This window comes from Pseudomonas putida (genome assembly GCF_016406145.1).
In the GTDB taxonomy this organism is placed as follows: domain Bacteria; phylum Pseudomonadota; class Gammaproteobacteria; order Pseudomonadales; family Pseudomonadaceae; genus Aquipseudomonas; species Aquipseudomonas putida_E.
Genome location: NZ_CP066306.1, coordinates 5,326,316 through 5,351,863, shown reverse-complemented (window position 1 = coordinate 5,351,863; position 25,548 = coordinate 5,326,316). Strand labels below are relative to the sequence as shown.

Here is a 25,548-nt window from a genome sequence, read left to right as displayed (position 1 = left end):
CGAGATTTCAGAAGTGACAGGGGTATCTGGAAAAAAAGTGGAAATGGTTTGTATTTGTACGCAGCCAGCTTAGGCCTCATCGCCGGCAAGCCGGCTCCACGGGGGCGCTACGGTGCTACTTGGGCACCACGCTCACCCACCACTGGGTATGCCGCTCGATCTTCACCGGCAACGCGGGCACCAGCGATGCGAGGGCCAGCTCGGTGTCAGTCAGCGGGAAGCTCCCCGTCACGCGCAGGTCGGCCACTTCATCGGCTACGCCCAAGTGGCCGCTACGGTATTGGCCCAGCTGCGCTACCAGGTCGGCCAGGCGTATGTTGTCCACCACCAGCATGCCGCGGGTCCAGGCATCCGCACCGGCTTGCACTGGCGCGATACGGCCCAGGCCATTTGCGTTCATGAGCACCTGCTGGCCCTCACGCAGTACCTGCTCGTCACCACTGTTCAGCGGCTGCGCTGCGACAGAGGCCTGCAACACTTCCAGGCGGGTGCCATGGTTTTCGCGACGCACCAGAAAGCGCGTGCCCAAGGGGCGCAGGCGGCCATCTTCGGTGCGCACCAGCAACGGGCGAGGGTCCTGGTGGCCGGTCTCCACCGAGATTTCACCCTGGTGCAGCACCAGTACACGCTGGTCGCCTTCGTAGTCGATGTCGACCGCGGTATGAGTGTTCAGGCTCAGCAGCGTGCCGTCCTCCAGGCGCAAGGTCCGCAGTTCGCCGGTGGCGGTGCGCTGATCGGCCAACCAGTAGCTTGCCGATAGCGAGGGCGCGCCGACCCAGGCCAGCAGTGAGCCGAGCAGGAACATGCCGGCCAGCCCTCCGCCCACCTTGGCCACCCGCCGGCGCAACCCGGCGCGCGATTGCTGCAGGGCCTGGCGCGCGTGGCCGGCGGCGGCACTTACCCGCTGATCGAGGGCGCCCAGCTGGCGCCAGGCGCGAGCGTGTTCTTCGCTGGCGGCATGCCAGCGCATGAACTCGCTGCGCTCGTCGGGCGTACCGGTACCGTCGTCCAGGCTCAGTTTCCAGGCGATGGCAGCTTCAAGGACCCCGGCAGAAACCGGTGAGTTGTTCACGTCGGCTCCCCATACAGGGCCACATAGCACTGGCGCATGCCTTGGGCGATGTATTGGCGCACCCGCGATACCGATACGCCCAGGCGCTCGGCGATTTCGGCGTGGCCCATGCCGTCCAGGCGATTGTGCAGGAATGCCGTGCGTGCCTTGCTCGACAGCTTGCCGAGCAGGCGGTCGATGGCCTTGAGGTCTTCGAGGATCAGGTGCTGAAGCTCTGGGGAGGGTTGTTCGGCTTCCGGCAAGCGGGCCAGTTCGGCCAGGTAGGCCTGCTCCAGGGCGGCGCGGCGAAAGTGGTCGAACATCAGCCCCTTGGCCACTGCGGCCAGGAATGCGCGCGGCTCACGGGGGGTGTCCAGTTGTTCGCGCCCGAGCAGACGCACGAAGGTGTCCTGGCTCAGGTCTTCAGCACGCTGACGGCAGGCCATGCTGCGTTGCAGCCAGGCAAGCAGCCAGCTGCGATGGTCGCGGTACAGCGCACCGACCAGTTCGGCGTGTGGGCTCTGAGCAGAAGACAAGCAGTGTCCCCCCCGGAACGAATGCGTTAACTAACGATAATTATTCGCGATTGTTGCAGAGGCGGGGGGCGTGGCGCAATGGACGCTTATCGGGTTGCCACTGACTGTCATGGGGGGGGCGGTGTCCGATACTACGGGCGCAGCCCCTTCAAAGGGTATGTTTCTAAAGCCCATGCCCCTGCACATTGCGCCGCCGCCACCTGCGCAACCGCTGCTCCAGCTGCAACGGGCTGTCGAGCTGCTGGCGACGGGCCTGGCTGAACAGGATCAACGCCAGCTCAGCAGTGACTTGGGCGTCTGCGCTGGCGTGGTGGCGCTCATCCACCTGCAGCCCGAAGCGCGCCACCCAGTCATCCAGCCCGGCTTCGCGCAGTACGGTGTCTGGGTTGAGCATGGGCGCCAGTTCAGCGACATCGAGAAAGGGCAGTTGCAAGCGATGACCAAGGGTTTCTTTCAACGCCCGAGCCAGCATGCGCTGGTCGAAAGGTGCATGAAATGCCAGCACCGGGCTGTCACCGATGAACTCGAGCAGTTCGAGCAACGCCTCGGCCGGGTCGCTGCCTGCGGCCAGGGCGCTCGGGCCCAGGCCATGGATGAGTACACTGGCGTTGGTTTTCTGGGCCGGGCGGTGCAGGGTGCGCTCGAACTGCTGGGAGAAGTCGATGGCGCCGTCTTCGATGGCTACGGCACCGATCGACAGGACCTGATCGCGGTTGGGGTTCAAGCCGCTGGTCTCAAGGTCCAGCACCACCCAGCGCTGATCACGCAGCGAGCACACGCCCAGCGGTGCGGGTTTTGGCAGGCGCGCCAGGCGTTGATGCAGTGCATCGTCCAGGGCCGGCGCGGCAGGGCGCAGCCAGGCGAACAGGCTCATAGCTGGTACCGCAGGGCCAGGCTGCTTTGCAGGCGCTGCGCCTGGCGCAGCGACTCACGCAGGATGCGCCGGTCCAGATGGTTGAGGCTGTCCGGATCGAGGCGGTTGGAGTACGGCTGATTATCGCGGCTTTGGCGCTGGTGCTGCTGCATGCGCGTTTGCTGGATGAAATGGTAGGCCTCTTCGTAGGCCGCGCCGTCGAGTGCCTCGATAACGCCTCTGTCGACCAGCTGGCGCAGGCGCTCCAGGGTATTGCAGGCGCCGATGCCATTGGCCAGGGCCAGCAGCCGGGCACCATCGACGAAGGGCGTCAGGCCCTGGACCTTGAGGTCCAGGGTTGCGGCCTTGTCGTTGCCTTGGCGGGTCAGGACAAATTCGCGCAGGCGGCCTACCGGAGGCCGCTGACGCAGGGCGTTGTCGGCCATCATGCGCTGGAAAATGCGGTTCTCGGCTACTTGTTCCAGCACGCTTTGGCGCAGTTGTTCGCAACCCTGTTCGTCGCCCCAGACCACACGCAGGTCGAAATAGATGCTCGAGCCGAGCAGGTTCTCTGGGCTGGCTTCACGGATGAAGCCGGCGAAACGCCGTGCCCATTCAGTGCGCGACAGGCACAGCTCGGGGTTGCCTGCCATGACGTTACCCTTGCACAGGGTGAAGCCGCATTGGGCCAGGCATTGGTTGATGTAGTGGGCCAGTGGTAGCAGACGGGCGCGAATGGCTTCGGCTTCGCTGCTGTCAGCTGCCTCGAACAGGATGCCGTTGTCCTGGTCGGTATGCAGGGTCTGTTCACGTCGCCCTTCGCTGCCAAAGCACAGCCAGCTGAACGGCACCCCAGGGTCGCCGCGTTCGGCCAGAGCCAGTTCGATTACCCGGCAGACAGTGTGGTCGTTGAGCAGGGTGATGATCTGGGTAATCTGGGTCGAGGAGGCGCCGTGGGCGAGCATGCGCTCCACCAGCTGGCCGATCTCGCCACGCAGCGCCACCAGCGAGTCCAGGCGCGGTGCATGGCGGATGGTGCGGGCCAGGTGCACGAGGTCGACCCGTTGCAGGGAAAACAGGTCGCGCTCCGAGACCACGCCGCACAGGCGCTGGTTGTCCACCAGGCAAACATGGGCAATGTGTCGCTCGGTCATGGCCATGGCCGCGTCGAAGGCGCTGGCCTGCGGGCTGAGGTAGAAGGGTTTGACGGTCATGTGCCGTTCGATTGCGCTACCGAGGTCGGCATCGACAGTGGCCACCACTTGGCGCAGGTCACGCAGGGTGAAGATGCCCACCGGGTAACGCTGCGTATCGACCACCACGATGCTGCCGACCTGTTGCTCGTGCATCGACCGCACGGCGTCGCGCAGCGGCGTGCCCGGGGTGCAGACCACCGGATGACGCATGGCCAGTTCACCCAGTGGGGTGTTCAGCGAGTATTGGGTGCCGAGTGTTTGCACCGCTTGCTGACGTACCTGTTGGTTGACCTGGTCTAGCAAGCTACTGACGCCACGCAGCGCAAAATCGCGAAACACATCCGACAGGGAGAACACACGGATGAAGGCGGCTTTGTTCAATTGCAGGCAGAACGTGTCCTCGCCCGCCAGGTGTTCGGTGCGGGTAGCGCGTTCGCCGAGCAGGGCAGCCAGCGGGAAGCACTCCCCGCTGGTGATCTCGAAAGTGGTTTCCACACCAGGCTTGACCAGGTGCTGGCGTTCACCGACCACGCGCCCCTGTTTGACGATGTAGAAGTGCTCCACCGGGCCGTCAGCGGGTTTGATGATGCTTTCCCCGCTGGCGTAGAAACGCAACTGGCACTGTTCCACCAGGAACGCCAGGTGGCTGTGTTCCATTTGGTTGAACGGCGGGAAACGCTGCAAAAACTGCAGGGTGCCCTGAATGTTCTGCAGAACGGCAGTTCTGCCCGCCTGGGTGTAGGCGTCGTTTTTGCTCATGACACTGACCGTATCGCTACGCCGAACTATATATATCTATATATAGGTGCGGCCTTGTTGTTCTCGGTCCCCATGGTCGGCTGACGGCCGTGCGGTGCCCATTGGACGTAAGTCTATGAGCGTAGTGTGATCAATATCGCAAGCTGCGGTCTTACCGGTGAGCAAGACTATTTGATGAGACGACCATGGTTGAGCATGACGACATCCTGAGTGACGCCGAACGCGAGGCACTGGCCGGGTTGAGTGCGCCTGTTGCGCCCAGGCCGGTGGTATTGGTGGTTGATGACAACCCGGTGAACAGTGAGGCCCTGTGCCTTTACCTGAAGAGCAGGGGGATCGACTGCATGCAGGCCGATGGTGCTCAGGAGGCGATGTTCAAACTGCATTACGAACCGCGCATTGCCCTGATGATCACCGACCTGCGCATGCAGCCCAAGGATGGCCTGGAGCTGATCCGGCAGATACGTGAGTCGGAACGGGCGGCGTTGTCGATCATCGTGGTGTCAGGCGACACCGATGTGAAAGAGGCGGTGGATGTGATGCACCTGGGGGTGGTGGATTTTTTGCTGAAGCCGGTGGATCTGGGGAAATTGCTGGGGTTGGTGAAGAAAGAATTGAAGCTTGAGTGAGCGGGATTGGGGCTGCTTTGCAGCCCTTTCGCGACACAAGGCCGCTCCTACAGGGGAATGCGATCCTCCTGTAATTGATGGAGCGGCCCCGATGTCTTACAGCCCGTTACGCGCCTTGAACTCGCGGCGGCGACGGTGCAGTACCGGCTCGGTATAACCGTTCGGTTGCTTGGCACCCTCGATTACCAGTTCCACTGCAGCCTGGAATGCCACGTTGTCGTCGAAGTTCGGCGCCATCGGGCGGTACAGGGCGTCACCGGCGTTCTGCTTGTCGACCACGGCGGCCATGCGCTGGAGGCTTTCCAGCACCTGCTCCTGGGTAACCACGCCATGGCGCAGCCAGTTGGCCAGCAGCTGGGCCGAGATACGCAGGGTAGCGCGGTCTTCCATCAGGCCCACATCGTTGATGTCCGGCACTTTGGAGCAACCCACGCCCTGGTCGATCCAGCGAACCACATAGCCGAGGATGCCCTGGGCGTTGTTGTCCAGCTCGTTGCGGATCTCTTCTGCCGACCAGTTGGTGTCAGCTGCCAGCGGGATGGTCAGGATGTCGTCGACCGAGGCCGGGGTGCGGCTGGCCAGCTCGCGCTGACGCGCCTGCACGTCGACTTTATGGTAGTGCAGGGCGTGCAGGGTGGCGGCGGTCGGCGAAGGAACCCAAGCGGTGTTGGCACCGGCCAGCGGGTGAGCGATCTTCTGCTCGAGCATGGCGGCCATCAGGTCCGGCATGGCCCACATGCCTTTGCCGATCTGCGCACGGCCTTGCAGGCCGGTGGCAAGACCGACGTCGACGTTGTTGTTCTCGTAGGCGCCGATCCACTTCTCGTTCTTCATGGCGCCTTTGCGCACCACGGCGCCGGCCTCCATCGAGGTGTGAATCTCGTCGCCGGTACGGTCGAGGAAGCCAGTGTTGATGAACACCACGCGCTCGGCGGCCGACTTGATGCAAGCCTTGAGGTTCACCGTGGTACGGCGCTCCTCGTCCATGATGCCGACCTTGACGGTGTTGCGCGGCATGCCCAGCAGGTCTTCGACGCGGCTGAAGATCTCGGCGGCGAACGCCACTTCTTCAGGGCCGTGCATCTTCGGTTTGACGATGTAGACGCTACCGGTACGGGTGTTCTTGCGGCTGGTGTTGCCGTTGAGGTTGTGCAGGGCGATCAGGTTGGTGAACAGACCGTCCTGGATGCCTTCGGGAATCTCGTTGCCTTGGGCGTCGAGAATTGCCGGGTTGGTCATCAGGTGACCCACGTTGCGCACGAACAGCAGCGAACGACCGTGAAGGGTCACGGTGCCGCCATTGGGCGCTGCGTACTCGCGGTCCGGGTTCATGGTGCGGGTGAAGGTCTTGCCGCCTTTGCTGACGTTCTCGGCCAAGTCGCCTTTCATCAGGCCCAGCCAGTTGCGGTAGACAATGACCTTGTCGTCGGCATCGACGGCAGCGACCGAGTCTTCACAGTCCATGATGGTGGTCAGCGCCGATTCCATCAGGATGTCTTTGACACCGGCGGCGTCGGTGCTGCCGACCGGGGTGCTGGCATCGACCTGGATTTCGAAGTGCAGGCCATTGTGCTTGAGCAGCACGGCGGTTGGCGCGGCGGCATCGCCATGGAAGCCGATCAGCTGGGCGTCGTCACGCAGGCCGCTGTTGCTGCCGCCCTTGAGGGCAACGACCAGCTTGCCGCCTTCGATGCGGTAAGCGGTGGAGTCGACGTGCGAGCCAGCAGCCAGCGGCGCGGCTTCGTCGAGGAAGGCGCGGGCGAAGGCGATGACCTTGTTGCCACGGACCTTGTTGTAGCCCTGACCTTTTTCGGCGCCGCCTTCATCGCTGATGGCGTCGGTGCCGTACAGTGCGTCGTACAGCGAACCCCAGCGGGCGTTGGCGGCGTTCAGGGCAAAGCGGGCGTTCATCACCGGCACGACCAGCTGTGGGCCTGCCATGTGGGCAATTTCTTCGTCCACGTTCTGGGTGGTGGCCTGGAAATCGTCGGCTTGTGGCAGCAGATAGCCGATATCCTGAAGGAAGCTTTTATAGGCTACGGCGTCGTGTGCCTGGCCTTTGCGTGCCTGGTGCCAGGCGTCGATCTTGGCTTGCAGCTCGTCGCGCTTGGCGAGCAGGGCTTTGTTCTTTGGGGCGAGGTCGTTGATGATCTTTTCTGCCCCGGCCCAGAACGCATCGGCCTTGACGCCGGTTCCAGGGATCGCTTCGTTGTTGACGAAGTCGTACAGGGCCTTGGCGACCTGAAGGCCACCGACTTGAACGTATCCAGTCATTGCTTGCCTCACCTTTGCTCAGCTATTTCGCTTTCGCTCTTCTGTATTAAGCCTGTAGCGCTTCTCTAAACACGGCACCAGTACATGCTCTCACCACTCACGAGAGCGGCTGGGTGCGGCTCGCCATAAGGCTGGCGGGCGGTTGGCGTATTTTCACAGGCGCCTTGGCAGACATCGTAACGACGTTTTGTAGTCCGCGCCGAGGCATACTACATGAAGCAGCAGGCCGGTGAACATCAGACTAAAAGCGTCGCTCTGCGACCGGTTGGTCGCGTAGGGTCACGCTGGGAGTGGCTATGTTCGCAAAAAACCGGTGGATTGTTCCAGATAAATCTTGAAACAGTACACGATTAGTTCGGTAGGCCGTCCTGCGGCAGGTTGCCGCGCCTTGCCTATACTGAACCAATCCCCCCGTATTCTCGCCGCTGCGGGCGGCACGACGCAGAGGAAGCCCTGTGGATCATCTTGTACTGACCGTGATTGCTCCTGACAAGGCCGGCCAGGTCGAACGGATTGCCCAGTGCATCGCCGACCACAACGGTAACTGGCTGGAGAGCCGTATGTCGCGTATGGCAGGGCAATTCGCCGGCATCCTGCGGGTCGCGGTGCCCGCAGAAAGCTACGATGAGCTGGTGAAATCGCTTCAGGCCTTGGGGCAGTACGATATCCGTGTACTGATCGCAGAAAGCGGCATCGAGCCTTCCTGTACCTGGAAGCCGATCGCTATGGAGTTGGTGGGTAATGATCGCCCAGGCATCGTACGTGATATCACCCGATTGTTGGCTGACCAAGGGGTGAACCTTGAGCGCTTCACCACCGAAGTGCGCCCGGCGCCAATGAGTAGCGAGCCGCTGTTCCATGCCGATGCCTTGCTGGCGCTGCCATTGACCTTGTCGCTGGATGATCTGCAGCAGAAGCTGGAGAGCCTGGCAGATGACTTGATGGTGGAGTTGAAATTGCGGCCCCAGGATTGAGCCGAGGCGGTAGCGGGTTATCCCGATTAACCGGGGACGGCCCTGTGGATAACCTGGGGGCGCTCCTCGCTAGCCCAGAGACGGCGAGCTCTCCCGCGGTTTGGTCAAAAAACAGCCACTAATCAATAGCTTGTGCACAAACCACGGGGACGAGGGTGTGGATAACCTCTGGAGATCTTCTGCTAGGCCACGGACGGCGTGGCCTGCAGAGTTTTGGTCGTTTTTTGATCAGGCGCGCTTGCGCAGATTCAGCCAGGCATCGACGCTGTAGAGCGCCAGGCCAGCCCAGATGCACAAGAAAGCCATCAGACTGCTGGAAGACAGGTGCTCGTCAAATAGCAGTACCGCTTGCAGCAGTACCAGGGTCGGCGCCAGATACTGCAGGAAGCCCAGGGTGGTGTAGGGCAAGTGCCGTGCAGCGGCGTTGAAGCATACCAGCGGTATCAGCGTTACCGGCCCGGCTGCAATCAGCCATAACGCCTCGCTGCCGGTATAGAAACTGCCTTGTGCACTCATCGCGGCAGGGTGCAGCAGCAGCCAGCCAAGCGCCAGGGGCACCAGCATCCAGGTTTCCACCACCAGGCCGGGCAGCGCCGCTACCGGTGCCTGTTTGCGGATCAGGCCGTAGAAGCCAAACGTCAACGCCAGTACCAATGACACCCAAGGCAGGCTACCGACTTGCCACACCTGTTGCGCCACACCTACTGCGGCCATGCCCACTGCCAGCCATTGCAGGCGGCGCAGGCGTTCACCCAGCAAAAGCATGCCCAGCAGCACGTTCACCAGCGGGTTGATGTAGTAGCCCAGGCTGGCCTCGAGCATGCGCCCGTTGTTGACCGACCATACGTAAGTCAGCCAGTTGCCGGCAATCAGGGCGCCACTTAGGGCAAGAATGGCCAGGCGGCGGGGGTTGTCGCGCAGCTCGCGCCACCACCCTGGGTGCTTCCACACCAACAGCAGCAGCGAACCGAACAAAGCGGACCAGAGCACCCGGTGCACGATGATCTCAACCGCCGGGACACTTTGTATGGCTTTGAAATAGAGGGGGAACAAGCCCCAGATGATGTAGGCCGAAAGGCCAAGAATGTACCCGCGACGCGGGTTTGCGGCGTGCATGCAGAATCCTTGCTTAGGTAGCTAAATACAGCGACGCCTATTGTAGACAGACCTTTGCAGGCATTTAGAACAATTTCAGGGGTTGCTCGTCGAGTGCCGCCGTTTGCTCGCGCAGGGCCAGAATCTGATCGCCCCAGTAACGCGGCTGGCCAAACCAGGGGAAGCTGCGCGGGAATGCCGGGTCGTCCCAGCGCCTTGCCAGCCAGGCGCTATGGTGCAGCTGGCGCAAGGCGCGCAGCGGTTCGATCAGAGGCAGCTCGCGCGGGTCGAAATCGTGAAACTCGTTGTAACCGTCGATCAGCTCTGCCAGTTGGCCCAGGCGTTCTTCACGGCTACCGGCCAGCATCATCCACAGGTCTTGCACGGCCGGGCCCATCCGGCAGTCATCGAGGTCGACGACGTGGTAGACGTCGTCGCGATGCATCAGGTTGCCGGGGTGCAAGTCGCCGTGCAGGCGCATGACCTGATGTGGGGTGCGTGCGTAGATGTCTTCGACCCGTTTGAGCAGCTCGCGCGCTACAGATTCGAACGCAGGCAGCAATTCCCGAGGTACGAAGTTGCCATCAAGCAGGGTTTGCAGGGAGGCGTGGCCAAAGTTTTCCACAGTCAATGCTTCGCGATGCTCGAACGGGCGTGTTGCCGCGACGGCATGCAAGCGGCCCAGCAACTGGCCCAGACGGTAGAGCTGGTCGAGGTTGCCCGGCTCCGGTGCGTGGCCGCCGCGGCGGGGAAACAGCGTGAAGCGAAAGCCCTGGTGCTCGAACAGGGTCTGTTCATTGTGTTGCAGCGGGGCGACCACCGGCACTTCGCACTCAGCAAGTTCGGCGGTGAAGCGGTGTTCTTCAAGAATCGCTTCATTGCTCCACCGGCCGGGTCGATAGAACTTGGCGATCAGTGGTTGCTCGCCTTCGATACCCACTTGGTAGACGCGGTTCTCGTAGCTGTTCAGGGCCAGTACGCGGGCGTCGCTGAGAAAGCCGAGGCTCTCCACGGCGTCCAGTACCAGGTCGGGGGTGAGGGTCGCGAAGGGGTGAGACATGGTGGCTCCGGGGTGGGCTGCAAGGGCTCATGGTATCAGTGCCGGCCCTCTGGCGGGGTGGCGCGACCAACCTACACCGGTACCCCCAGCAATACATGGGAGGGATGAAACTGCACCCGGACCTGGCTACCTGTTGCCACTGCCTCTTGTGCCAGCCAGTGCGCATCGGCAAACGCGCAGAGTGTCTGGCCATTACCCAGCGCCAGCCTCACTTCACTGGTGTCATGCCCATCCGTTATCACCTCTTCCACGGTGGCCTTGAGCACATTGCTGCCCGCTTCGGCTTCATCTGCGGCGCTCGATAACTGCACCCACCCGGCCTTGAGCAACGCCACCACCATGGTTCCGAGCGTCAGCTCCAGGCGTGAAGTGCTGTCGTGTGTGATCAGTGCCTCGATTTCCAGCCCGCCACCCAGCGCCAGGCTCACGCGGTCGTGCCGCCCCTCGCGGCGCAAGGCGCTGACCTGGCCTTGCAGCTGGTTGCGGGCACTGGTGCGCAACATCAGGCGCCCAAGCAGGTCAAGGTCGCTGGAATCTTCGGCAGCCTCAAGAATCTGGGCCTGCAAGGCCTGTAGGCGCTGGTACAGGCGCAGTACCCGTTCGCCTTCGCCCGACAGGCGGGCGCCACCGCCGCCGCGCCCGCCGGTGCTACGCTCGACCAACGGCTGGCTGGCCAGGTTGTTGAGTTCGTCTATGGCGTCCCATGCGGCTTTGTAGCTTATGCCTGCGGCCTTGGCTGCGCGGGTGATCGAACCTTGCTCTGCGATATGCTGAAGCAAAGCGATGCGCTGTGGGCGGCGCGCGATGTGCTGGGTGAGTAGAGCGGGCAGGGTCATGATGGCGCCTATCTGGGACTGACCGGTCAAGCTTGCCCCGGTTTTGCCGTGCGTGCCAGGCAATACACATCAACCCGACGTGCGCCGGCGCCGCGCAGCAGGGCGGCGATGCTTTGCGCCGTGGCACCGGTGGTCAGCACGTCATCGACCACGGCCACATGCAGGCCGTGCAATGCGCCTTCATCAACCACCGCAAAGGCCTGCTGCAGATTACGCCGTCTGGCCTTGGCATCCAGGCTTTGCTGCGCCGGTGTTTCGCGGGTGCGCCGCAGCAATCGCTCGTTGCTGTCAATTGCCAGGGCCTTGGACAACCACCTTGCCAGCATGCCTGCCTGGTTGAAGCCACGCTCGCGCTGTCGACGCTTTGCCAGTGGTACAGGCAACAGTAGCGATGGCTTGGCCAGGCCATCGGCAAAGCGGTGGCGCAAATCCAGGCTAAGCATTTCGGCCATCAAGCGCCCCAATGGCCACTGGCGATTGTGTTTGAAGCGGCTGATCAGTGTGTCCACAGGAAAGCCGTAATACCACGGCGCTACCACTTGCTCGAAGGCCGGGGCGCGGCGACTGCACTGGGCGCAGGTCAGGCCGGCCATTGGCAGCGGTAGCGCGCAATGTATGCAGTACTCACTCAGCCAAGGCAGTTCTTCCTCACACGCAATACAAATGGGGTGGGGCTGCTCGGCAGAAATGCCGCAGAGCAAACAGGCGTGATCAATATTTATACACTTGTAAACCAGTGCTTTTACCCAAGGTTGACAGTTCATAGGCCTTCCATGACTATGCGAGCTATCCGTGATGCGCTGGCGGGCATTCCTGTCCCGGCGCCAGCTACAGCCTAAACAAGGAAACGCCGATGAGCGCCAGCACAACTGCAACAACACGTCACGACTGGTCCCTGGCCGAGGTGAAGGCCCTGTTCCAGCTTCCGTTCAACGACCTGCTGTTCCAGGCGCAAACCGTGCACCGGGCGCATTTCGACCCTAACCGCGTGCAGGTTTCCACGCTGCTGTCGATCAAGACCGGCGCCTGCCCGGAAGATTGCAAATATTGTCCACAGTCGGGCCACTACAACACCGGGCTGGAAAAACAGAAGCTGATGGAAGTGCAGAAGGTGCTGGAAGAAGCGGCACGGGCCAAGGCCATCGGTTCGACCCGCTTCTGCATGGGCGCGGCCTGGAAGCACCCATCGGCCAAGGACATGCCCTACGTGCTGGAAATGGTCAAAGGGGTCAAGGCCATGGGGCTGGAAACCTGCATGACCCTCGGCAAGCTCGATCAGGACCAGACCCAGGCGCTTGCCCAGGCAGGACTGGATTACTACAACCACAACCTCGATACCTCGCCGGAGTTCTACGGCAGCATCATCACCACCCGTACTTACAGCGAGCGTCTGCAGACCTTGGCCTACGTACGCGATGCCGGGATGAAGATCTGCTCCGGTGGCATCCTCGGGATGGGCGAGTCGCTCGACGATCGTGCAGGCCTGTTGATCCAGTTGGCCAACCTCCCCGAGCATCCCGAGTCGGTGCCGATCAACATGCTTGTGAAAGTGGCCGGTACCCCCCTGGCCGAAGAAGAAGATGTCGACCCGTTCGACTTCATCCGTATGCTGGCGGTCGCGCGGTTGCTGATGCCCAAGTCGCATGTGCGCCTGTCCGCCGGCCGCGAGCAGATGAACGAGCAGATGCAAGCGCTGGCCTTCATGGCCGGGGCCAATTCGATCTTCTATGGCGAGAAACTGCTGACCACCGCCAACCCTCAGGCCGACAAGGACATGCAGCTGTTCGCTCGCCTGGGCATCAAGCCTGAAGCGCGTGAAGAGCATGCCGACGAAGTGCACCAGGCCGCCATCGAGCAGGCGCTGGTAGAGCAACGCAGCAGCGAGCTGTTCTATAACGCCGCGTCTGCCTGAGATGGCCTTCGATCTTGCAGCGCGTCTTGCCGAACGGCGCGCTGCAGACCTCTATCGGCAGCGACCGCTGCTACAAAGCCCGCAGGGGCCGAACGTAGTGGTCGATGGCCAGCCTTTGCTGGCTTTCTGTAGTAATGACTACCTGGGCCTGGCCAACCACCCTGAGGTGATTGCCGCCTGGCAGGCCGGCGCCGAGCGTTGGGGTGTCGGTGGCGGAGCCTCGCACCTGGTGGTCGGCCACAGCACGCCGCATCATCAGGTCGAAGAGGCGCTGGCCGAATTGACCGGTCGCCCCCGTGCCTTGCTGTTTTCTACCGGCTACATGGCCAACCTCGGGGCCATCACCGCGCTGGTGGGGCAGGGCGATACGGTATTGCAGGACCGCCTCAACCATGCCTCGCTGCTCGATGGCGGTTTGCTCAGTGGTGCCCGCTTCAACCGTTACCTGCACAACGATGCAGTCAGCCTGGCCAACCGCCTGGGCAAGGCCTGCGGCAATACCCTGGTAGTCACCGACGGTGTGTTCAGCATGGACGGTGACCTGGCCGACCTGCCTGCACTGGCCGAAGTCGCGCGTGCGCGTGGTGCCTGGTTGATGGTCGACGACGCTCACGGCCTAGGTACCTTGGGTGCCCACGGCGGCGGAATCGTCGAGCACTTTGGCCTGGGCATCGATGACGTGCCCGTGCTGATCGGTACGCTGGGCAAGGCTTGCGGCACAGCGGGCGCCTTCGTTGCGGGCAGCGATGATTTGATCGAGGCACTGGTGCAGTTCGCCCGGCCTTACATCTATACCACCAGCCAGCCGCCGGCACTGGCCTGCGCCACGCTCAAGAGCCTGGAGCTGCTGCGCCGCGAAACCTGGCGCCGTGAGCACCTGGCCGGGTTGATCCGGCAGTTCCGCGAGGGTGCCGTGCAGATCGGCCTGCAGCTGATGGACAGCCCTACCCCGATCCAGCCGATCCTGATCGGCGACAGCGCACAGGCACTGCGCCTGTCGCAGATGCTGCGCGAACGAGGCCTGTTGGTCACCGCCATCCGCCCGCCTACCGTACCTGCTGGCAGTGCACGGCTAAGGGTAACCTTGAGCGCTGCGCACAGTGAGGCGCAGGTACAGCTATTGTTGAATGCATTGGCCGATTGTTATCCACAGCTGGAGGCCGCCGATGCGTAACCGACTGATCCTTCTTCCCGGCTGGGGCCTGGGTACCGCGGCCCTGGAGCCGCTGGCCGCCAGCCTGCGAGCGCAGGACTCGCGCCTGCAGGTTGAGCTGGCGCCCCTGCCGGAGCTGGCCGACGCCGATGTACAGGCGTGGGTCGACTACCTTGACCGCAAACTGCCCAGTGATACCTGGCTGGGCGGCTGGTCGCTTGGCGGCATGCTCGCCAGTGAGCTGGCTCGCAAGCGTGGCGACCATTGTTGCGGGCTGTTGACCTTGGCCAGCAACCCCTGCTTCGTGGCACGGGCGGATTGGCCGCATGGCATGGCCGATGACACCTTCGGGACCTTCCTCGACGGTTGCCGCAGCCACACCTCTGTGACCCTCAAGCGTTTCCGTACCTTGTGCAGTGACGGCGCCCTGCAGCCGCGCACGTTGCTGCGCCAGCTAGGCGTAGGGGTACCGGACACCGACCCACTGTACCTGGCCACCGGGCTTGAGGTGCTGGCTCAGCTGGATACCCGCGAAGCGCTGCAGGCGTACGGCGGCCCGCAACTGCACCTGTTCGCCGGCAGCGATGCGTTGGTGCCCCCCGAGGCGGCCAAAGCGCTGAGCGAGTTGTTGCCCGACGTTGAAGTCGGCCTGGTTGAAGAGAGTTCCCACGCTTTCCTGCTGGAGTACCCGCAGGAGCTGGCGGCGGGCATCAAGAGTTTCCTGCATGAGAGTGGCGATGACTGACCTTTCCCGTCCAACCCTGCCCGGCGCGCTGCCGGACAAGCGCCAGGTAGCGGCCTCGTTCTCCCGCGCGGCAGCCAGCTACGACAGCGTGGCGGCCTTGCAGCGCGCGGTGGGCGTGACCCTGCTGGAGCAGTTGCCGGACGCACTGACGCCATCGCGCTGGCTCGACCTGGGCAGTGGCACGGGGCATTTCAGCCGGGTGCTGGCCGAGCGCTTCACGCCGGCGACGGGCGTGGCCGTGGACATCGCCGAAGGCATGTTGCGCCATGCCCGAAGCGAGCAGGGCGGGGCCCGCTACCATGTGGCAGGCGACGCCGAGCGGCTGCCGCTGCGCGATCACAGCGTCGACCTGGTTTTCTCCAGCCTGGCGGTGCAATGGTGCGCGCAGTTCTCCAGCGTGCTGGAAGAAGCACGGCGGGTATTGTGTCCGGGGGGTGTGCTGGCCTTCAGCAGCCTGTGTGTCGGTACCCTCGATGAATTGCGCGCCAGTTGGCAGGCCGTGGATGGCATGGTGCATGTCAACCGCTTCCGCCGGTTCGAGGACTACCAGCGACTGTGCGCGGCAAGCGGCCTGGAGCAGCTTGGCCTGCGTCAGCAGGCGCATGTGCTGCACTACCCGCATGTGCGCGGCCTGACCCATGAGCTCAAGGCACTTGGCGCTCACAACCTCAACCCTGGGCGGCCGTCGGGCCTGACTGGCCGCGCCCGCATGCAGGGGCTGCTGCAGGCGTATGAAGCATTCCGCCAGCCGCAAGGGCTGCCCGCCACCTATCAGGTGGTCTATGGTGTGTTGCGCAAGCCAAAGGCGTGAGAGGAGCGAAATGAGCCAGGCCTATTTCATCGCGGGTACCGATACCGATGTCGGCAAGACCACCATCGCAGCGGGGCTGTTGCATGCCGCACGGCTGCAGGGCCTGAGTACGCTGGGTGCAAAGCCGGTGGCGTCCGGCTGCACAGTTACCACAAAGGGGCTGCGCAACGCTGACGCCCAGGCATTGATCGACGAGAGCACGCTCAAACTGCCTTATGAAGCGATCAACCCTTTTGCATTTGAACCTGCCATCGCGCCGCACGTGGCGGCGCGTGAAGCGGGTGTGACGCTGGAGGTGCCGGCCCTGCTCCAGGCCATGCGTCACGTGCTGGATCAGGGCGCGGATTTCACCCTGGTCGAAGGTGCCGGTGGCTGGCGCGTGCCGCTGTCTGGTCATGCCAACCTGTCTGACCTGGCAATCGCCCTCAAGTTGCCGGTGATTCTAGTGGTAGGGGTGCGTCTTGGCTGCATCAACCACGCATTGCTCAGCGCCGAAGCGATCGCCAGGGACGGGTTGCAACTGGCAGGCTGGGTGGCCAATGTCATCGACCCGCGTACGTCGCGGCTGGAGGAGAACCTCGCCAGCCTGGCCGAGCGCTTGCCAGCGCCTTGCCTGGGGCGGGTGCCCAAGCTCAAGCAGGCGACTGCCGATGCAGTCGCGGAACATCTGCAGCTGGACTTGCTGGACTGAAGCGCCATGCCTCACGTCTATCAGATAGCACGGGGCCATTAGCGATTTAAACGGGCCTTTATGGCCCGGGCCTGCTTTAATCAGGCCTGTTCACATCCAGCGTCATTGGAGTTTTGACATGGAAATCACCGGTAGCTCCGCCTACTACGCAGGCCTCAGTGCCATCCAGAGCGGGCAGAACCGCGTCGACCAGGCGGCCAGCCAGATCGCCAGCAACACTGTCGAACGCGCCGCCACCAGCCAGTCCAGCGATTTTCAGGCCGAGCGCCTGCGTGCGGTTGACCGCAGTCAGCAGATGGACCTTGCCACCAGCACTGTACAGCTGGCTTTGGGCAAAACCGAGGTCGAACTGGGCGCGAAAGTCGCCAAGGCTTCCGACGAAATGCTCGGCCGGTTCATCGATACCTACGCCTGAACCGCGTCACTTTCACAAACCTGCACAGTGCTCTGTGGAAGCGGGCCTGCCCGCGGATGCGTTTGATCAGGCTAGATTTTTTGTCTGAACCGACGCCTTCGCGGGCAGGCCAGCTGCCATTGGCATTGGTGCTTTTGCAGGTGATGGCATAAACGCCATGTTTCGCGGCATAAATGGCACCATAGTCCCTCCTTGACATCGGTCAGTCCTAAACGTAAGTTTCAAACAACTGTTTGACCGAAAGCCGGCAAGAGCTGGTCGGTATCAGCGGTCTCCCCACCGGACTCATCACAGAGGTTCATCGCAATGCCTGATTACAAAGCCCCCTTGCGTGATATTCGCTTCGTTCGCGACGAGCTGCTTGGCTATGAGGCGCACTATCAGAGCCTGCCGGGTTGCCAGGACGCAACGCCCGACATGGTCGACGCGATCCTCGAAGAAGGCGCGAAATTCTGTGAGCAGGTACTGGCCCCGCTGAACCGTGTCGGTGACCTGGAAGGCTGCACCTGGAGCGAGTCCGGCGTGAAGACCCCGACCGGTTTCAAGCAAGCCTACGAGCAGTTCGTCGAAGGCGGCTGGCCGAGCCTTGCGCATGATGTCGCTCATGGCGGCCAAGGCTTGCCTGAGTCGCTGGGCCTGGCGCTGAGCGAGATGGTGGGTGAGTCGAACTGGTCTTGGGGTATGTACCCGGGCCTTTCCCATGGCGCGATGAACACCATTTCTGCGCACGGTACTGCAGAGCAGCAGGAAACCTACCTGACCAAGCTGGTATCGGGCGAATGGACAGGCACCATGTGCCTGACCGAACCGCACTGCGGCACCGACCTGGGCATGCTGCGCACCAAGGCCGAGCCGCAAGCTGACGGTTCCTACCGCATTTCTGGCACCAAGATCTTCATTTCTGCCGGCGAACACGACATGGCCGACAACATCGTCCACATCGTGCTGGCCCGCCTGCCGGATGCGCCAGCCGGCACCAAAGGTATCTCGCTGTTCATCGTGCCGAAGTTCTTGCCCAATGCCGAAGGCGGAGTGGGTGAGCGCAACGGCGTGACCTGCGGCTCGATCGAGCACAAGATGGGCATCCACGGCAACGCTACCTGCGTGATGAACTTCGACAGCGCCACCGGCTACCTGATTGGCCCAGCCAACAAGGGCCTGAACTGCATGTTCACGTTCATGAACACCGCACGCTTGGGCACTGCGCTGCAAGGCCTGGCACATGCCGAAGTGGCCTTCCAGGGTGGCCTGAAGTACGCCCGTGACCGCCTGCAGATGCGTTCGCTGACCGGCCCCAAAGCGCCTGACAAGGCTGCTGACCCGATCATCGTGCACCCGGACGTTCGCCGCATGTTGCTGACCATGAAGGCCTTCGCCGAAGGCAACCGCGCCATGGTCTACTTCACCGCCAAGCAGGTGGACATCGTCAAATACAGCCAGGACGAGGAAGAGCGCAAGAAGGCCGACGCCCTGCTTGCCTTCCTGACCCCGATCGCCAAGGCTTTCATGACCGAAGTCGGCTTCGAGGCGGCCAACCACGGCGTGCAGATCTACGGCGGCCACGGCTTCATCGCCGAGTGGGGCATGGAGCAGAACGTGCGCGACAGCCGAATCTCCATGCTGTACGAAGGCACCACCGGCATTCAGGCCCTAGACCTGCTGGGCCGCAAAGTGCTGATGACCCAGGGCGAAGCGCTCAAGGGCTTCACCAAGATCGTGCACAAGTTCTGCCAGGCGCAGGAAGGCAATGAGGCGGTCAAGGAGTTCGTCGAGCCGCTGGCTGCGATCAACAAGGAATGGGGTGAGCTGACCATGAAAGTAGGTATGGCCGCCATGAAGGATCGCGAAGAAGTAGGCGCTGCATCGGTGGATTACGTGATGTATTCCGGTTATGCGTGCCTGGCGTACTTCTGGGCCGACATGGCACGCCTGGCTGCTGAGAAGCTGGCTGCCGGCACTTCGGAAGAGGCCTTCTACACCGCCAAGCTGCAGACGGCGCGCTTCTACTTCCAGCGTATCCTGCCGCGTACCCGCACGCACGTCGCGACCATGCTGTCCGGTGCCAACAACCTGATGGCGATGGACGAAGAGCACTTCGGCCTGTCCTACTAAGCCGCAAGGCGTCACTGAAACCCGCTTGCCTTCACCGGCAGGCGGGTTTTCGTATTTTTGGGGCCGCTACGCCTCAAGATCCGGTTACAAGAAAAGCTCAAGCCCTCCGCCCCTGCTGCCGTTAACCCCCCGTGCATTCATCTATTCATGTGCGCTGCCGATGAAGTAAAGGCACAATGCCATTATTGATCTGCCGGGTCGGAGATTACCCTTGTTTCGTTTAAACGCTGTACGCGCAAGCCACTTCCTGCCTTCACTGATCCTCTTGCTGGCAGGGCTTGCGGCGGCATACGTGAGAGACCTCAGCGTCTTCTTCACATCACTGTTCAACGTCCTGCCCACCTTGGTCCTGCTGCTGGGCGGCGCCTACTGCGCGGTATACCGTCGCCAGCGCGAGCTGTTCTTGATGGTCACGGTGTACATCGCCTATTTCCTGCTCGATACCCAGACTGACTACTACCGTGACAACGGCCGCGTGCGCGAGGACGCAGCGGTGATCTTCCATCTGGTGTGCCTGTTGCTGCCTGCATTGTTCGGCCTGTTTGGCGCCTGGCAGGAGCGCACCCACCTGGCCCAGGACCTGCTTGCCCGGTTTGCTGTGCTGTTCGCGGTGGGTAGCGTGGCAGTGGCGCTGGAGCAAAGTTTTCCCCAGGCACTGCTGGCCTGGTTGGCGGAAATCCGTTGGCCGTCGCTGCATGGGCAGTGGATGAGCCTGATACAGATGGTCTACCCGTTGTTCATCGGTGTCTTCATGCTGCTGGTGGTGCAATACCTGCGTGAGCCAAGGCCCCTGCATGCAGCCCAGATCATCGGGCTGATCGGTATCTTCTGGATGCTGCCCAAAACGTTCATCCTGCCGTTCACGCTGAACATCATGTGCAGCCAAGTGATGTTGATGATCGCTGCGGCGGTCTCCCACGAGGCCTACCAGATGGCCTTCCGTGACGAACTGACCGGCCTGCCTGGGCGGCGCGCACTGAACGAACGCATGCAGCGCCTGGGGCGCAACTACGTGATTGCCATGACCGACGTCGATCATTTCAAGAAATTCAACGACACCCACGGCCACGATGTCGGTGACCAGGTATTGCGCCTGGTCGCCAGCCGGCTGTCGAAGGTCACCGGTGGTGGGCGCGCCTACCGCTACGGTGGCGAGGAGTTTGCTCTGGTGTTCGCCGGTAAGACCGCCGATGAGTGCGTGCCGCATGTGGAAGCCGTGCGGGAGATGATCGCCAATTACACGATGCAGCTGCGTGACCAGAACAATCGGCCACAGGACGATTCCGCCGGCCGTCAGCGCCGCAGCGGCAGTGGGGCAGGCACAGTATCGGTGACCATCAGTATCGGCGTCGCTGAACGCCTTATCGAGCACCGCAACCCCGAAGAGGTGCTCAAATCTGCCGACCAGGCGCTGTACAGCGCCAAAGGTGCCGGCCGCAACTGTGTCATGGTTTACGGCCAACAATCACGGCGCGGGGCCGTTCGAACTGCGTGACCATTATTGACTATATGGTCGCGTGATGACCCTATGTCTCGCAAAAGTTGTTCGGTTACACTGGATTCAACTCCGTGCTGCGGTCCTTCGAGACCGCCCCGACCCCACCAGCGAGAGGTTGTCATGGCTGAATATAAAGCGCCGCTGCGCGACATGCGCTTCGTTTTGAATGAAGTCTTCAACGTGGCAGAGCTGTGGGCGCAATTGCCTGAGCTGGCCGAAACGGTCGATGCGCAAACCGCACTCGCCGTATTGGAAGAAGCAGGCAAGGTCACCAGCAAGTCCATCGCCCCGCTCAGCCGCGCGGCTGACGAAGAGGGCTGTCACTGGGACAACGGTGCGGTAAGCACCCCGGTTGGCTTCATCGAGGCCTACAACACCTACGCCGAGGGCGGCTGGGTCGGTGTGGGCGGCGATCCCCAGTACGGTGGCATGGGCATGCCCAAGGCGATTTCGGCCCAGGTTGAAGAAATGGTCAACGCGTCGAGCCTGGCATTCGGGCTGTATCCGATGCTGACCGCTGGTGCCTGCCTGTCGATCAACGCCCACGCCAGCGAAACGCTCAGGGAAAAGTACCTGCCGAACATGTACTCCGGTGTGTGGGCAGGCTCCATGTGCCTGACCGAGCCGCATGCCGGTACCGACCTTGGCATCATCCGTACCAAGGCCGAGCCCCAGGCCGATGGCAGCTACAAGGTCAGCGGCACCAAGATTTTCATCACTGGCGGCGAACACGACCTGACCGAAAACATCATCCACCTGGTGCTGGCCAAGCTGCCGGACGCACCGGCCGGGCCAAAGGGCATCTCGCTGTTCCTGGTGCCCAAGTTCCTGGTCAACGATGACGGCAGCCTTGGGGCACGCAACCCGGCTACCTGTGGCTCTATCGAGCACAAGATGGGTATCCAGGCCTCGGCCACGTGCGTAATGAACTTCGATGAAGCAGTAGGTTACATCGTCGGCGAGCCGAACAAGGGCTTGGCCGCGATGTTCACCATGATGAACTACGAGCGCCTGGGCGTGGGCATTCAGGGGTTGGCCACGGCCGAACGTTCCTACCAGAACGCCGTCGAGTATGCTCGCGACCGATTGCAGAGCCGCGCCCCTACCGGCCCGCAGGCCAAGGAAAAAGCGGCCGACCCGATCATCGTCCACCCGGATGTGCGCCGCATGCTGCTGACCATGAAAGCGCTGATCGAAGGTGGTCGCGCCTTCTCCACGTACGTGGCAATGCAACTGGACAGCGCCAAGTACAGCGAAGAGCCGGGTACGCGCAAACGCAGTGAAGAGCTGGTGGCGCTGTTGACCCCGGTAGCCAAGGCGTTCCTCACCGATCTGGGCCTGGAGTGTGCGGTGCATGGCCAGCAGGTGTTCGGTGGCCATGGCTACATTCGCGAGTGGGGCCAGGAGCAACTGGTACGCGATGTGCGCATTACCCAGATCTATGAAGGCACCAACGGTATTCAGGCACTCGACCTGATGGGCCGGAAGGTGGTGGCCAGTGGTGGTGCCTACTACAAGCTGTTCTCTGAGGAAATCCGCCAGTTCATTGCCAGTGCGGGGGGCGACCTGGATGAGTTCGTCAAGCCGCTGGGTGCCTACCTTGATCAACTCGACGGGCTGACCGAATGGGTACTGGAGCAAGCCAAGGGCAACCCGAATGAAATTGGCGCTGCGTCGGTCGAGTACCTGCATGCCTTTGGCTACGTCGCCTATGCCTACATGTGGGCGTTGATGGCGCGTGCGGCCAAGGCGGGTGAGGGCGATGAGGCGTTCTACTCGGCCAAGCTGGGGACGGCGCGGTTCTACTTCGCCAGGCTGTTGCCGCGGGTGGATTCGCTGGTGGCTTGCGTCAAGGCGGGGAGTGAGTCGATGTATTTGCTGGATGCCGAGCAGTTCTGACGCGTGGCATATACGCTCGCCGTGTTTGTTGATGAACGTTGTTTGTAAGCATTCTCCTACGCCACGCGGTGACTTTTCGCCACTGGTGTCAGATTGGATCCACGGCTAATCTTGCTACATGGACGTTGCGCAGGAAGCGCAAAGGACAGAACAGGGACAAACGAAGGATTTCCTGCCAGGACGGTGGGGCGATAGGGATGTCACAGGGAAAAAGTCTGGGAAAACCCCGCTTCGGCGGGGTTTTCTTTGCGCGCGTGTATTTCAGCCAAGCACATCCAGCGGTGATGCCCCCAGCTGCCGTGCGTCGGCCTCTTCCTCAAGCAGCGTGCGCAGCAACTCGACCGATGCCTGCTGGCGCTGCGCATCGCGAAATACCAGGCCAACCTTCAAAGGCACCCGCGGCTCGCTCAGTGGTTTCCACAGCAACCCCTGGTCATCTTCCGCAGCATCCCTGGCACGGCCAGGCAAGATAGTGGCCAGCGCGGTATGAGCCAAGCTGTCGAGAATGCCGCCCATGTTGTTCATCTCTGCCTGAACCTGCGGCCTGCGCCCCAGGCTGGCCAACTGCTGCTTCCAGATCTGGCGGATCTGGAACTCCTCGCCAAGCATCAGCATCGGCAGTTCTGCAGCTTGTCTGATAGAGACCTTCTTGAAGTCCTTCAACGGATGAGTATCAGGGATCACCAGCTGCAGTTCATCTTCGTACAGCAGCAAGCCGTGCAGCCCAGGTTGGCGCGGCGGCAGGTAGCTGATACCGATATCCAGGTTGCCGTTGAGCAGGCGACGTTCGATTTCCTGCCCTGACAGCTCATAGATCTGTACCACAAGATGCGGTTGGGCCTTGCGCAACCGCTCAAGCAACTGCGGTACCAGGCTCGGCCGAACCGTCTGTAGTACGCCGATGGCCAGCGTGCGCAAGGACTGGCCCTTGAAGTTGCGCATCGCTTCGTGGGCGCGCTGCAGCCCATCGAGCAGGGGCAGGGCGTGGTTGTAAAGGGTGTGGGCCGCCAAGGTCGGCAGCAGGCGCTTGTTGCTGCGCTCGAAAAGGCTCAGGTCAAGGCTGTGCTCAAGCTGGCGGATCTGCTGCGAGAGGGCCGGCTGGGACAGTGACAGGCGTTCAGCGGCGCGGCCGACATGGCCTTCTTCATACACCGCGACGAAATAACGCAGTTGGCGAAAATCCATAAGTATTACTTATTGAAAAAGCTGAAAAAACGGAATGGCCGCAAGCGCCGCCGAGGCCTAGTCTATCGCCGTATTCCAGCGGGTTACAGCGATCAATTCGCGCATTGTTACCCCGTTTGAAAAACACTTTTGATAGGAAAGGCAAAATTATCACACGCCGGCGTCAAGACCGGACGTTGCCCTTTGCCGTGACTGGCCGGAGCCCCCGATGAACCTGTTCAACCTGCGCCGATCGGCCCCCGCCGCGGCCGTCGAGCCAAAGCGTGTGCCGGTAATCGTGCCAGACGCATCGGCGTTGTCCCGCGAGCGCCTGATGCCCAGCGCCGAACGTGCGCCACAAGTGTTCGTGCGTGGCCAGGGTTCCTGGTTGTGGGACAACGAAGGGCATGCCTACCTGGATTTTACCCAGGGCGGCGCAGTAAATAGCCTCGGCCACAGCCCCAGCGTGGTGGTCAAGGCGCTGGGAAACCAGGCCCAGGCGTTGATCAACCCGGGGGCTGGTTTCCATAGTCGTGGTCTGCTGGCGCTGGCCAACCGCTTGTGCCAGAGCACCGGTAGCGATCAGGTGTACCTGCTCAACAGTGGCGCCGAGGCCTGTGAGGGGGCTATCAAGCTGGCGCGCAAATGGGGCCAACTACACCGCAACGGCGCCTATCACATCATCACTGCCAGCCAGGGCTGCCATGGCCGCAGCCTGGGGGCCTTGTCGGCGTCCGATCCGCTGCCGTGCAACCGCTGTGAACCCGGCCTGCCTGGCTTCAGCAAAGTGCCATTCAACGACCTGGCGGCGCTGCATGCAGAAGTCGACTCGCGAACTGTGGCAATCATGCTTGAACCGGTCCAGGGCGAGGCAGGTGTGATTCCCGCGACAAGGGAATACCTCACAGGCGTCGAGCGGTTGTGCCGTGAGCTGGGCATCCTGCTGATCCTTGACGAGGTGCAGACCGGCATTGGCCGCTGCGGAGCATTGCTGGCCGAGGAAACCTACGGGGTGCGCGCTGACATCATTACCTTGGGCAAAGGCCTGGGAGCCGGCGTGCCGCTGGCGGCCTTGCTCGCTCGTGGTACCGCCTGTTGTGCGGCCCCCGGCGAGCTGGAGGGCAGCCACCACGGTAATGCGCTGATGTGCGCTGCGGGCCTCGCGGTACTGGATACCGTACTGGAGCCGGGCTTTTTCGAGCATGTCCAGGACAGTGGCCGCCATCTGCGCGATGGCCTGAGCCGCCTGGCCGGCCGCTATGGCCAGGGCGAAGTGCGCGGCCAAGGGCTGCTCTGGGCGCTTCAGTTGCAGGAACATCTGGCCAAGGACCTGGTGCAGGCAGCCTTGCACGAGGGCCTGCTATTGAATGCGCCGCAGGCCGATGTGGTGCGTTTTACACCGGCGCTGACGGTGAGCAAAGGCAACATCGATGAAATGCTCCTGCGCCTGGCCCGGGCCTTCGCACGCCTGCACGCGCAGCAGCATGCCCGCCGTGAAGTCTCGGCCTGATAAGAATTCTACGAACCGTCTGGCGTTCCTGCGCATCGCCCCTGGCCTGATTCATTTGGCCCGGGGCGTTTTTTTTGTGGTGGGGCAGGCCTTTGGCGAGGCGGCTGGGCCCTGCAAAAAAAACCACGACGTGCACCATTGGAACCTCTGTGATGCCCAGCTAGTCTCTGTTTAGACCCTTTGAGGAGAAACTTGCATGGACATCATTCGCATCATCATCGCCATCATCCTGCCGCCGCTGGGTGTGTTTCTGCAGGTCGGGTTCGGCGGGGCGTTCTGGCTGAATATCCTGCTGACCTTGCTGGGCTACATTCCGGGTATCGTGCATGCGGTGTATATCATCGCCAAGCGCTGAATCTGCTGGGGCCGCAGCGC

The 25,548-nt window shown here is 62.3% G+C and carries 23 protein-coding genes; 13 read left to right on the top strand and 10 right to left on the bottom strand.

From position 1 onward, the window contains the following. Positions 1–115: 115 nt before the first annotated feature. The 4 genes from JET17_RS24735 to JET17_RS24720 form a co-directional block, all read right to left on the bottom strand. Positions 116–1,072, bottom strand: a complete 957-nt coding sequence (locus tag JET17_RS24735) for a FecR domain-containing protein (RefSeq protein WP_012316609.1) — start codon at positions 1,070–1,072, stop codon at positions 116–118. Next, positions 1,069–1,587, bottom strand: coding sequence for an RNA polymerase sigma factor (locus tag JET17_RS24730; protein WP_012316608.1), 519 nt, complete (start codon positions 1,585–1,587; stop codon positions 1,069–1,071). Before JET17_RS24730 ends, JET17_RS24735 begins: the two co-directional genes overlap by 4 nt. Positions 1,588–1,750: 163 nt before the next feature. Further along, positions 1,751–2,461: a PolC-type DNA polymerase III gene (locus JET17_RS24725; RefSeq protein ID WP_012316607.1), complete on the bottom strand. Its 711-nt coding sequence runs from the start codon at positions 2,459–2,461 to the stop codon at positions 1,751–1,753. Continuing rightward, positions 2,458–4,395: a putative nucleotidyltransferase substrate binding domain-containing protein gene (locus JET17_RS24720; protein ID WP_012316606.1), complete on the bottom strand. Its 1,938-nt coding sequence runs from the start codon at positions 4,393–4,395 to the stop codon at positions 2,458–2,460. Before JET17_RS24720 ends, JET17_RS24725 begins: the two co-directional genes overlap by 4 nt. Positions 4,396–4,580: 185 nt before the next feature. Here JET17_RS24720 and JET17_RS24715 point away from each other — a divergent pair, with 185 nt between their 5' ends. Beyond that, positions 4,581–5,024: a response regulator gene (locus JET17_RS24715; RefSeq protein WP_012316605.1), complete on the top strand. Its 444-nt coding sequence runs from the start codon at positions 4,581–4,583 to the stop codon at positions 5,022–5,024. A gap of 96 nt (positions 5,025–5,120) precedes the next feature. Here the strand turns inward: JET17_RS24715 and JET17_RS24710 are convergent, their stop codons facing one another. Beyond that, positions 5,121–7,298, bottom strand: coding sequence for a malate synthase G (locus JET17_RS24710; RefSeq protein ID WP_012316604.1), 2,178 nt, complete (start codon positions 7,296–7,298; stop codon positions 5,121–5,123). A 455-nt stretch (positions 7,299–7,753) separates the two neighbouring features. Here JET17_RS24710 and JET17_RS24705 point away from each other — a divergent pair, with 455 nt between their 5' ends. Further along, a complete protein-coding gene (locus JET17_RS24705; RefSeq protein ID WP_012316603.1) occupies positions 7,754–8,272 on the top strand; it encodes a glycine cleavage system protein R in 519 nt (172 codons plus the stop codon). A 228-nt stretch (positions 8,273–8,500) separates the two neighbouring features. On the opposite strand, the gene rarD is transcribed toward JET17_RS24705, so the two are convergent. The 4 genes from rarD to JET17_RS24685 all read right to left on the bottom strand — a co-directional run bounded on the left by rarD (position 8,501) and on the right by JET17_RS24685 (position 12,027). Beyond that, positions 8,501–9,388 carry an EamA family transporter RarD gene (gene rarD, locus JET17_RS24700; protein ID WP_012316602.1) on the bottom strand — a complete coding sequence of 296 codons (888 nt, stop codon included), beginning with the start codon at positions 9,386–9,388 and terminating at the stop codon, positions 8,501–8,503. 64 nt (positions 9,389–9,452) lie between these two features. Continuing rightward, the gene (locus JET17_RS24695; protein WP_012316601.1) at positions 9,453–10,427 is read right to left on the bottom strand and encodes a serine/threonine protein kinase; all 975 of its coding nucleotides are present in this window, start codon (positions 10,425–10,427) and stop codon (positions 9,453–9,455) included. 71 nt (positions 10,428–10,498) lie between these two features. Continuing rightward, complete coding sequence (locus JET17_RS24690) at positions 10,499–11,263, bottom strand: TOBE domain-containing protein (RefSeq protein WP_012316600.1); 765 nt, start codon at positions 11,261–11,263, stop codon at positions 10,499–10,501. Between the two features lie 26 nt (positions 11,264–11,289). Then, on the bottom strand, positions 11,290–12,027 hold the full coding sequence (locus JET17_RS24685; RefSeq protein ID WP_012316599.1) for a ComF family protein: 738 nt from the start codon (positions 12,025–12,027) through the stop codon (positions 11,290–11,292). A gap of 89 nt (positions 12,028–12,116) precedes the next feature. Here JET17_RS24685 and bioB point away from each other — a divergent pair, with 89 nt between their 5' ends. The 9 genes from bioB to JET17_RS24640 all read left to right on the top strand — a co-directional run bounded on the left by bioB (position 12,117) and on the right by JET17_RS24640 (position 22,499). Continuing rightward, positions 12,117–13,175, top strand: coding sequence for a biotin synthase BioB (bioB, locus tag JET17_RS24680; protein ID WP_012316598.1), 1,059 nt, complete (start codon positions 12,117–12,119; stop codon positions 13,173–13,175). A 1-nt stretch (position 13,176) separates the two neighbouring features. Further along, positions 13,177–14,349, top strand: coding sequence for an 8-amino-7-oxononanoate synthase (bioF, locus tag JET17_RS24675; RefSeq protein WP_012316597.1), 1,173 nt, complete (start codon positions 13,177–13,179; stop codon positions 14,347–14,349). Beyond that, entirely contained in the window at positions 14,342–15,073 is a 732-nt protein-coding gene (locus tag JET17_RS24670) for an alpha/beta fold hydrolase (RefSeq protein WP_012316596.1), read from the top strand. Before bioF ends, JET17_RS24670 begins: the two co-directional genes overlap by 8 nt. Beyond that, complete coding sequence (gene bioC / locus JET17_RS24665; RefSeq protein ID WP_012316595.1) at positions 15,066–15,884, top strand: malonyl-ACP O-methyltransferase BioC; 819 nt, start codon at positions 15,066–15,068, stop codon at positions 15,882–15,884. The genes JET17_RS24670 and bioC overlap by 8 nt, the downstream gene beginning before the upstream one ends. A 10-nt stretch (positions 15,885–15,894) precedes the next feature. Continuing rightward, positions 15,895–16,575: a dethiobiotin synthase gene (gene bioD / locus JET17_RS24660; protein WP_012316594.1), complete on the top strand. Its 681-nt coding sequence runs from the start codon at positions 15,895–15,897 to the stop codon at positions 16,573–16,575. A 118-nt stretch (positions 16,576–16,693) separates the two neighbouring features. After that, positions 16,694–16,990 carry a hypothetical protein gene (locus tag JET17_RS24655; RefSeq protein WP_012316593.1) on the top strand — a complete coding sequence of 99 codons (297 nt, stop codon included), beginning with the start codon at positions 16,694–16,696 and terminating at the stop codon, positions 16,988–16,990. Positions 16,991–17,296: 306 nt separating this feature from the next. After that, positions 17,297–19,102 (top strand): phenylacyl-CoA dehydrogenase, encoded by a 1,806-nt coding sequence (locus JET17_RS24650; RefSeq protein WP_012316592.1) that lies wholly within the window; start codon positions 17,297–17,299, stop codon positions 19,100–19,102. Between the two features lie 211 nt (positions 19,103–19,313). After that, positions 19,314–20,597, top strand: a complete 1,284-nt coding sequence (locus JET17_RS24645; protein ID WP_012316591.1) for a sensor domain-containing diguanylate cyclase — start codon at positions 19,314–19,316, stop codon at positions 20,595–20,597. A 123-nt stretch (positions 20,598–20,720) separates the two neighbouring features. Beyond that, complete coding sequence (locus tag JET17_RS24640) at positions 20,721–22,499, top strand: acyl-CoA dehydrogenase C-terminal domain-containing protein (protein WP_012316590.1); 1,779 nt, start codon at positions 20,721–20,723, stop codon at positions 22,497–22,499. Positions 22,500–22,760: 261 nt separating this feature from the next. Here JET17_RS24640 and JET17_RS24635 read toward each other — a convergent pair whose 3' ends face one another. Continuing rightward, complete coding sequence (locus JET17_RS24635; protein ID WP_012316589.1) at positions 22,761–23,684, bottom strand: LysR family transcriptional regulator; 924 nt, start codon at positions 23,682–23,684, stop codon at positions 22,761–22,763. Between the two features lie 208 nt (positions 23,685–23,892). On the opposite strand from JET17_RS24635, the gene JET17_RS24630 reads away from it, so the two are divergent. After that, a complete protein-coding gene (locus tag JET17_RS24630; RefSeq protein ID WP_012316588.1) occupies positions 23,893–25,173 on the top strand; it encodes an aspartate aminotransferase family protein in 1,281 nt (426 codons plus the stop codon). Between the two features lie 196 nt (positions 25,174–25,369). Then, entirely contained in the window at positions 25,370–25,528 is a 159-nt protein-coding gene (locus JET17_RS24625) for a YqaE/Pmp3 family membrane protein (RefSeq protein WP_012316587.1), read from the top strand. The last annotated feature ends 20 nt before the right edge of the window (positions 25,529–25,548 follow it).

What these genes read in the sequence shown, in the direction of transcription:
- JET17_RS24725 (WP_012316607.1), bottom strand. Translation starts at nt 2,461, where the DNA reads ATGAGCCTGTTCGCCTGGCTGCGCCCTGCCGCGCCGGCCCTGGACGAT.
- JET17_RS24720 (WP_012316606.1), bottom strand. Translation starts at nt 4,395, where the DNA reads ATGAGCAAAAACGACGCCTACACCCAGGCGGGCAGAACTGCCGTTCTG.
- JET17_RS24715 (WP_012316605.1), top strand. Translation starts at nt 4,581, where the DNA reads ATGGTTGAGCATGACGACATCCTGAGTGACGCCGAACGCGAGGCACTG.
- JET17_RS24710 (WP_012316604.1), bottom strand. Translation starts at nt 7,298, where the DNA reads ATGACTGGATACGTTCAAGTCGGTGGCCTTCAGGTCGCCAAGGCCCTG.
- rarD (WP_012316602.1), bottom strand. Translation starts at nt 9,388, where the DNA reads ATGCACGCCGCAAACCCGCGTCGCGGGTACATTCTTGGCCTTTCGGCC.
- JET17_RS24695 (WP_012316601.1), bottom strand. Translation starts at nt 10,427, where the DNA reads ATGTCTCACCCCTTCGCGACCCTCACCCCCGACCTGGTACTGGACGCC.
- JET17_RS24690 (WP_012316600.1), bottom strand. Translation starts at nt 11,263, where the DNA reads ATGACCCTGCCCGCTCTACTCACCCAGCACATCGCGCGCCGCCCACAG.
- JET17_RS24685 (WP_012316599.1), bottom strand. Translation starts at nt 12,027, where the DNA reads ATGAACTGTCAACCTTGGGTAAAAGCACTGGTTTACAAGTGTATAAAT.
- bioB (WP_012316598.1), top strand. Translation starts at nt 12,117, where the DNA reads ATGAGCGCCAGCACAACTGCAACAACACGTCACGACTGGTCCCTGGCC.
- bioF (WP_012316597.1), top strand. Translation starts at nt 13,177, where the DNA reads ATGGCCTTCGATCTTGCAGCGCGTCTTGCCGAACGGCGCGCTGCAGAC.
- JET17_RS24670 (WP_012316596.1), top strand. Translation starts at nt 14,342, where the DNA reads ATGCGTAACCGACTGATCCTTCTTCCCGGCTGGGGCCTGGGTACCGCG.
- bioC (WP_012316595.1), top strand. Translation starts at nt 15,066, where the DNA reads ATGACTGACCTTTCCCGTCCAACCCTGCCCGGCGCGCTGCCGGACAAG.
- bioD (WP_012316594.1), top strand. Translation starts at nt 15,895, where the DNA reads ATGAGCCAGGCCTATTTCATCGCGGGTACCGATACCGATGTCGGCAAG.
- JET17_RS24655 (WP_012316593.1), top strand. Translation starts at nt 16,694, where the DNA reads ATGGAAATCACCGGTAGCTCCGCCTACTACGCAGGCCTCAGTGCCATC.
- JET17_RS24650 (WP_012316592.1), top strand. Translation starts at nt 17,297, where the DNA reads ATGCCTGATTACAAAGCCCCCTTGCGTGATATTCGCTTCGTTCGCGAC.
- JET17_RS24640 (WP_012316590.1), top strand. Translation starts at nt 20,721, where the DNA reads ATGGCTGAATATAAAGCGCCGCTGCGCGACATGCGCTTCGTTTTGAAT.
- JET17_RS24635 (WP_012316589.1), bottom strand. Translation starts at nt 23,684, where the DNA reads ATGGATTTTCGCCAACTGCGTTATTTCGTCGCGGTGTATGAAGAAGGC.
- JET17_RS24630 (WP_012316588.1), top strand. Translation starts at nt 23,893, where the DNA reads ATGAACCTGTTCAACCTGCGCCGATCGGCCCCCGCCGCGGCCGTCGAG.
- JET17_RS24625 (WP_012316587.1), top strand. Translation starts at nt 25,370, where the DNA reads ATGGACATCATTCGCATCATCATCGCCATCATCCTGCCGCCGCTGGGT.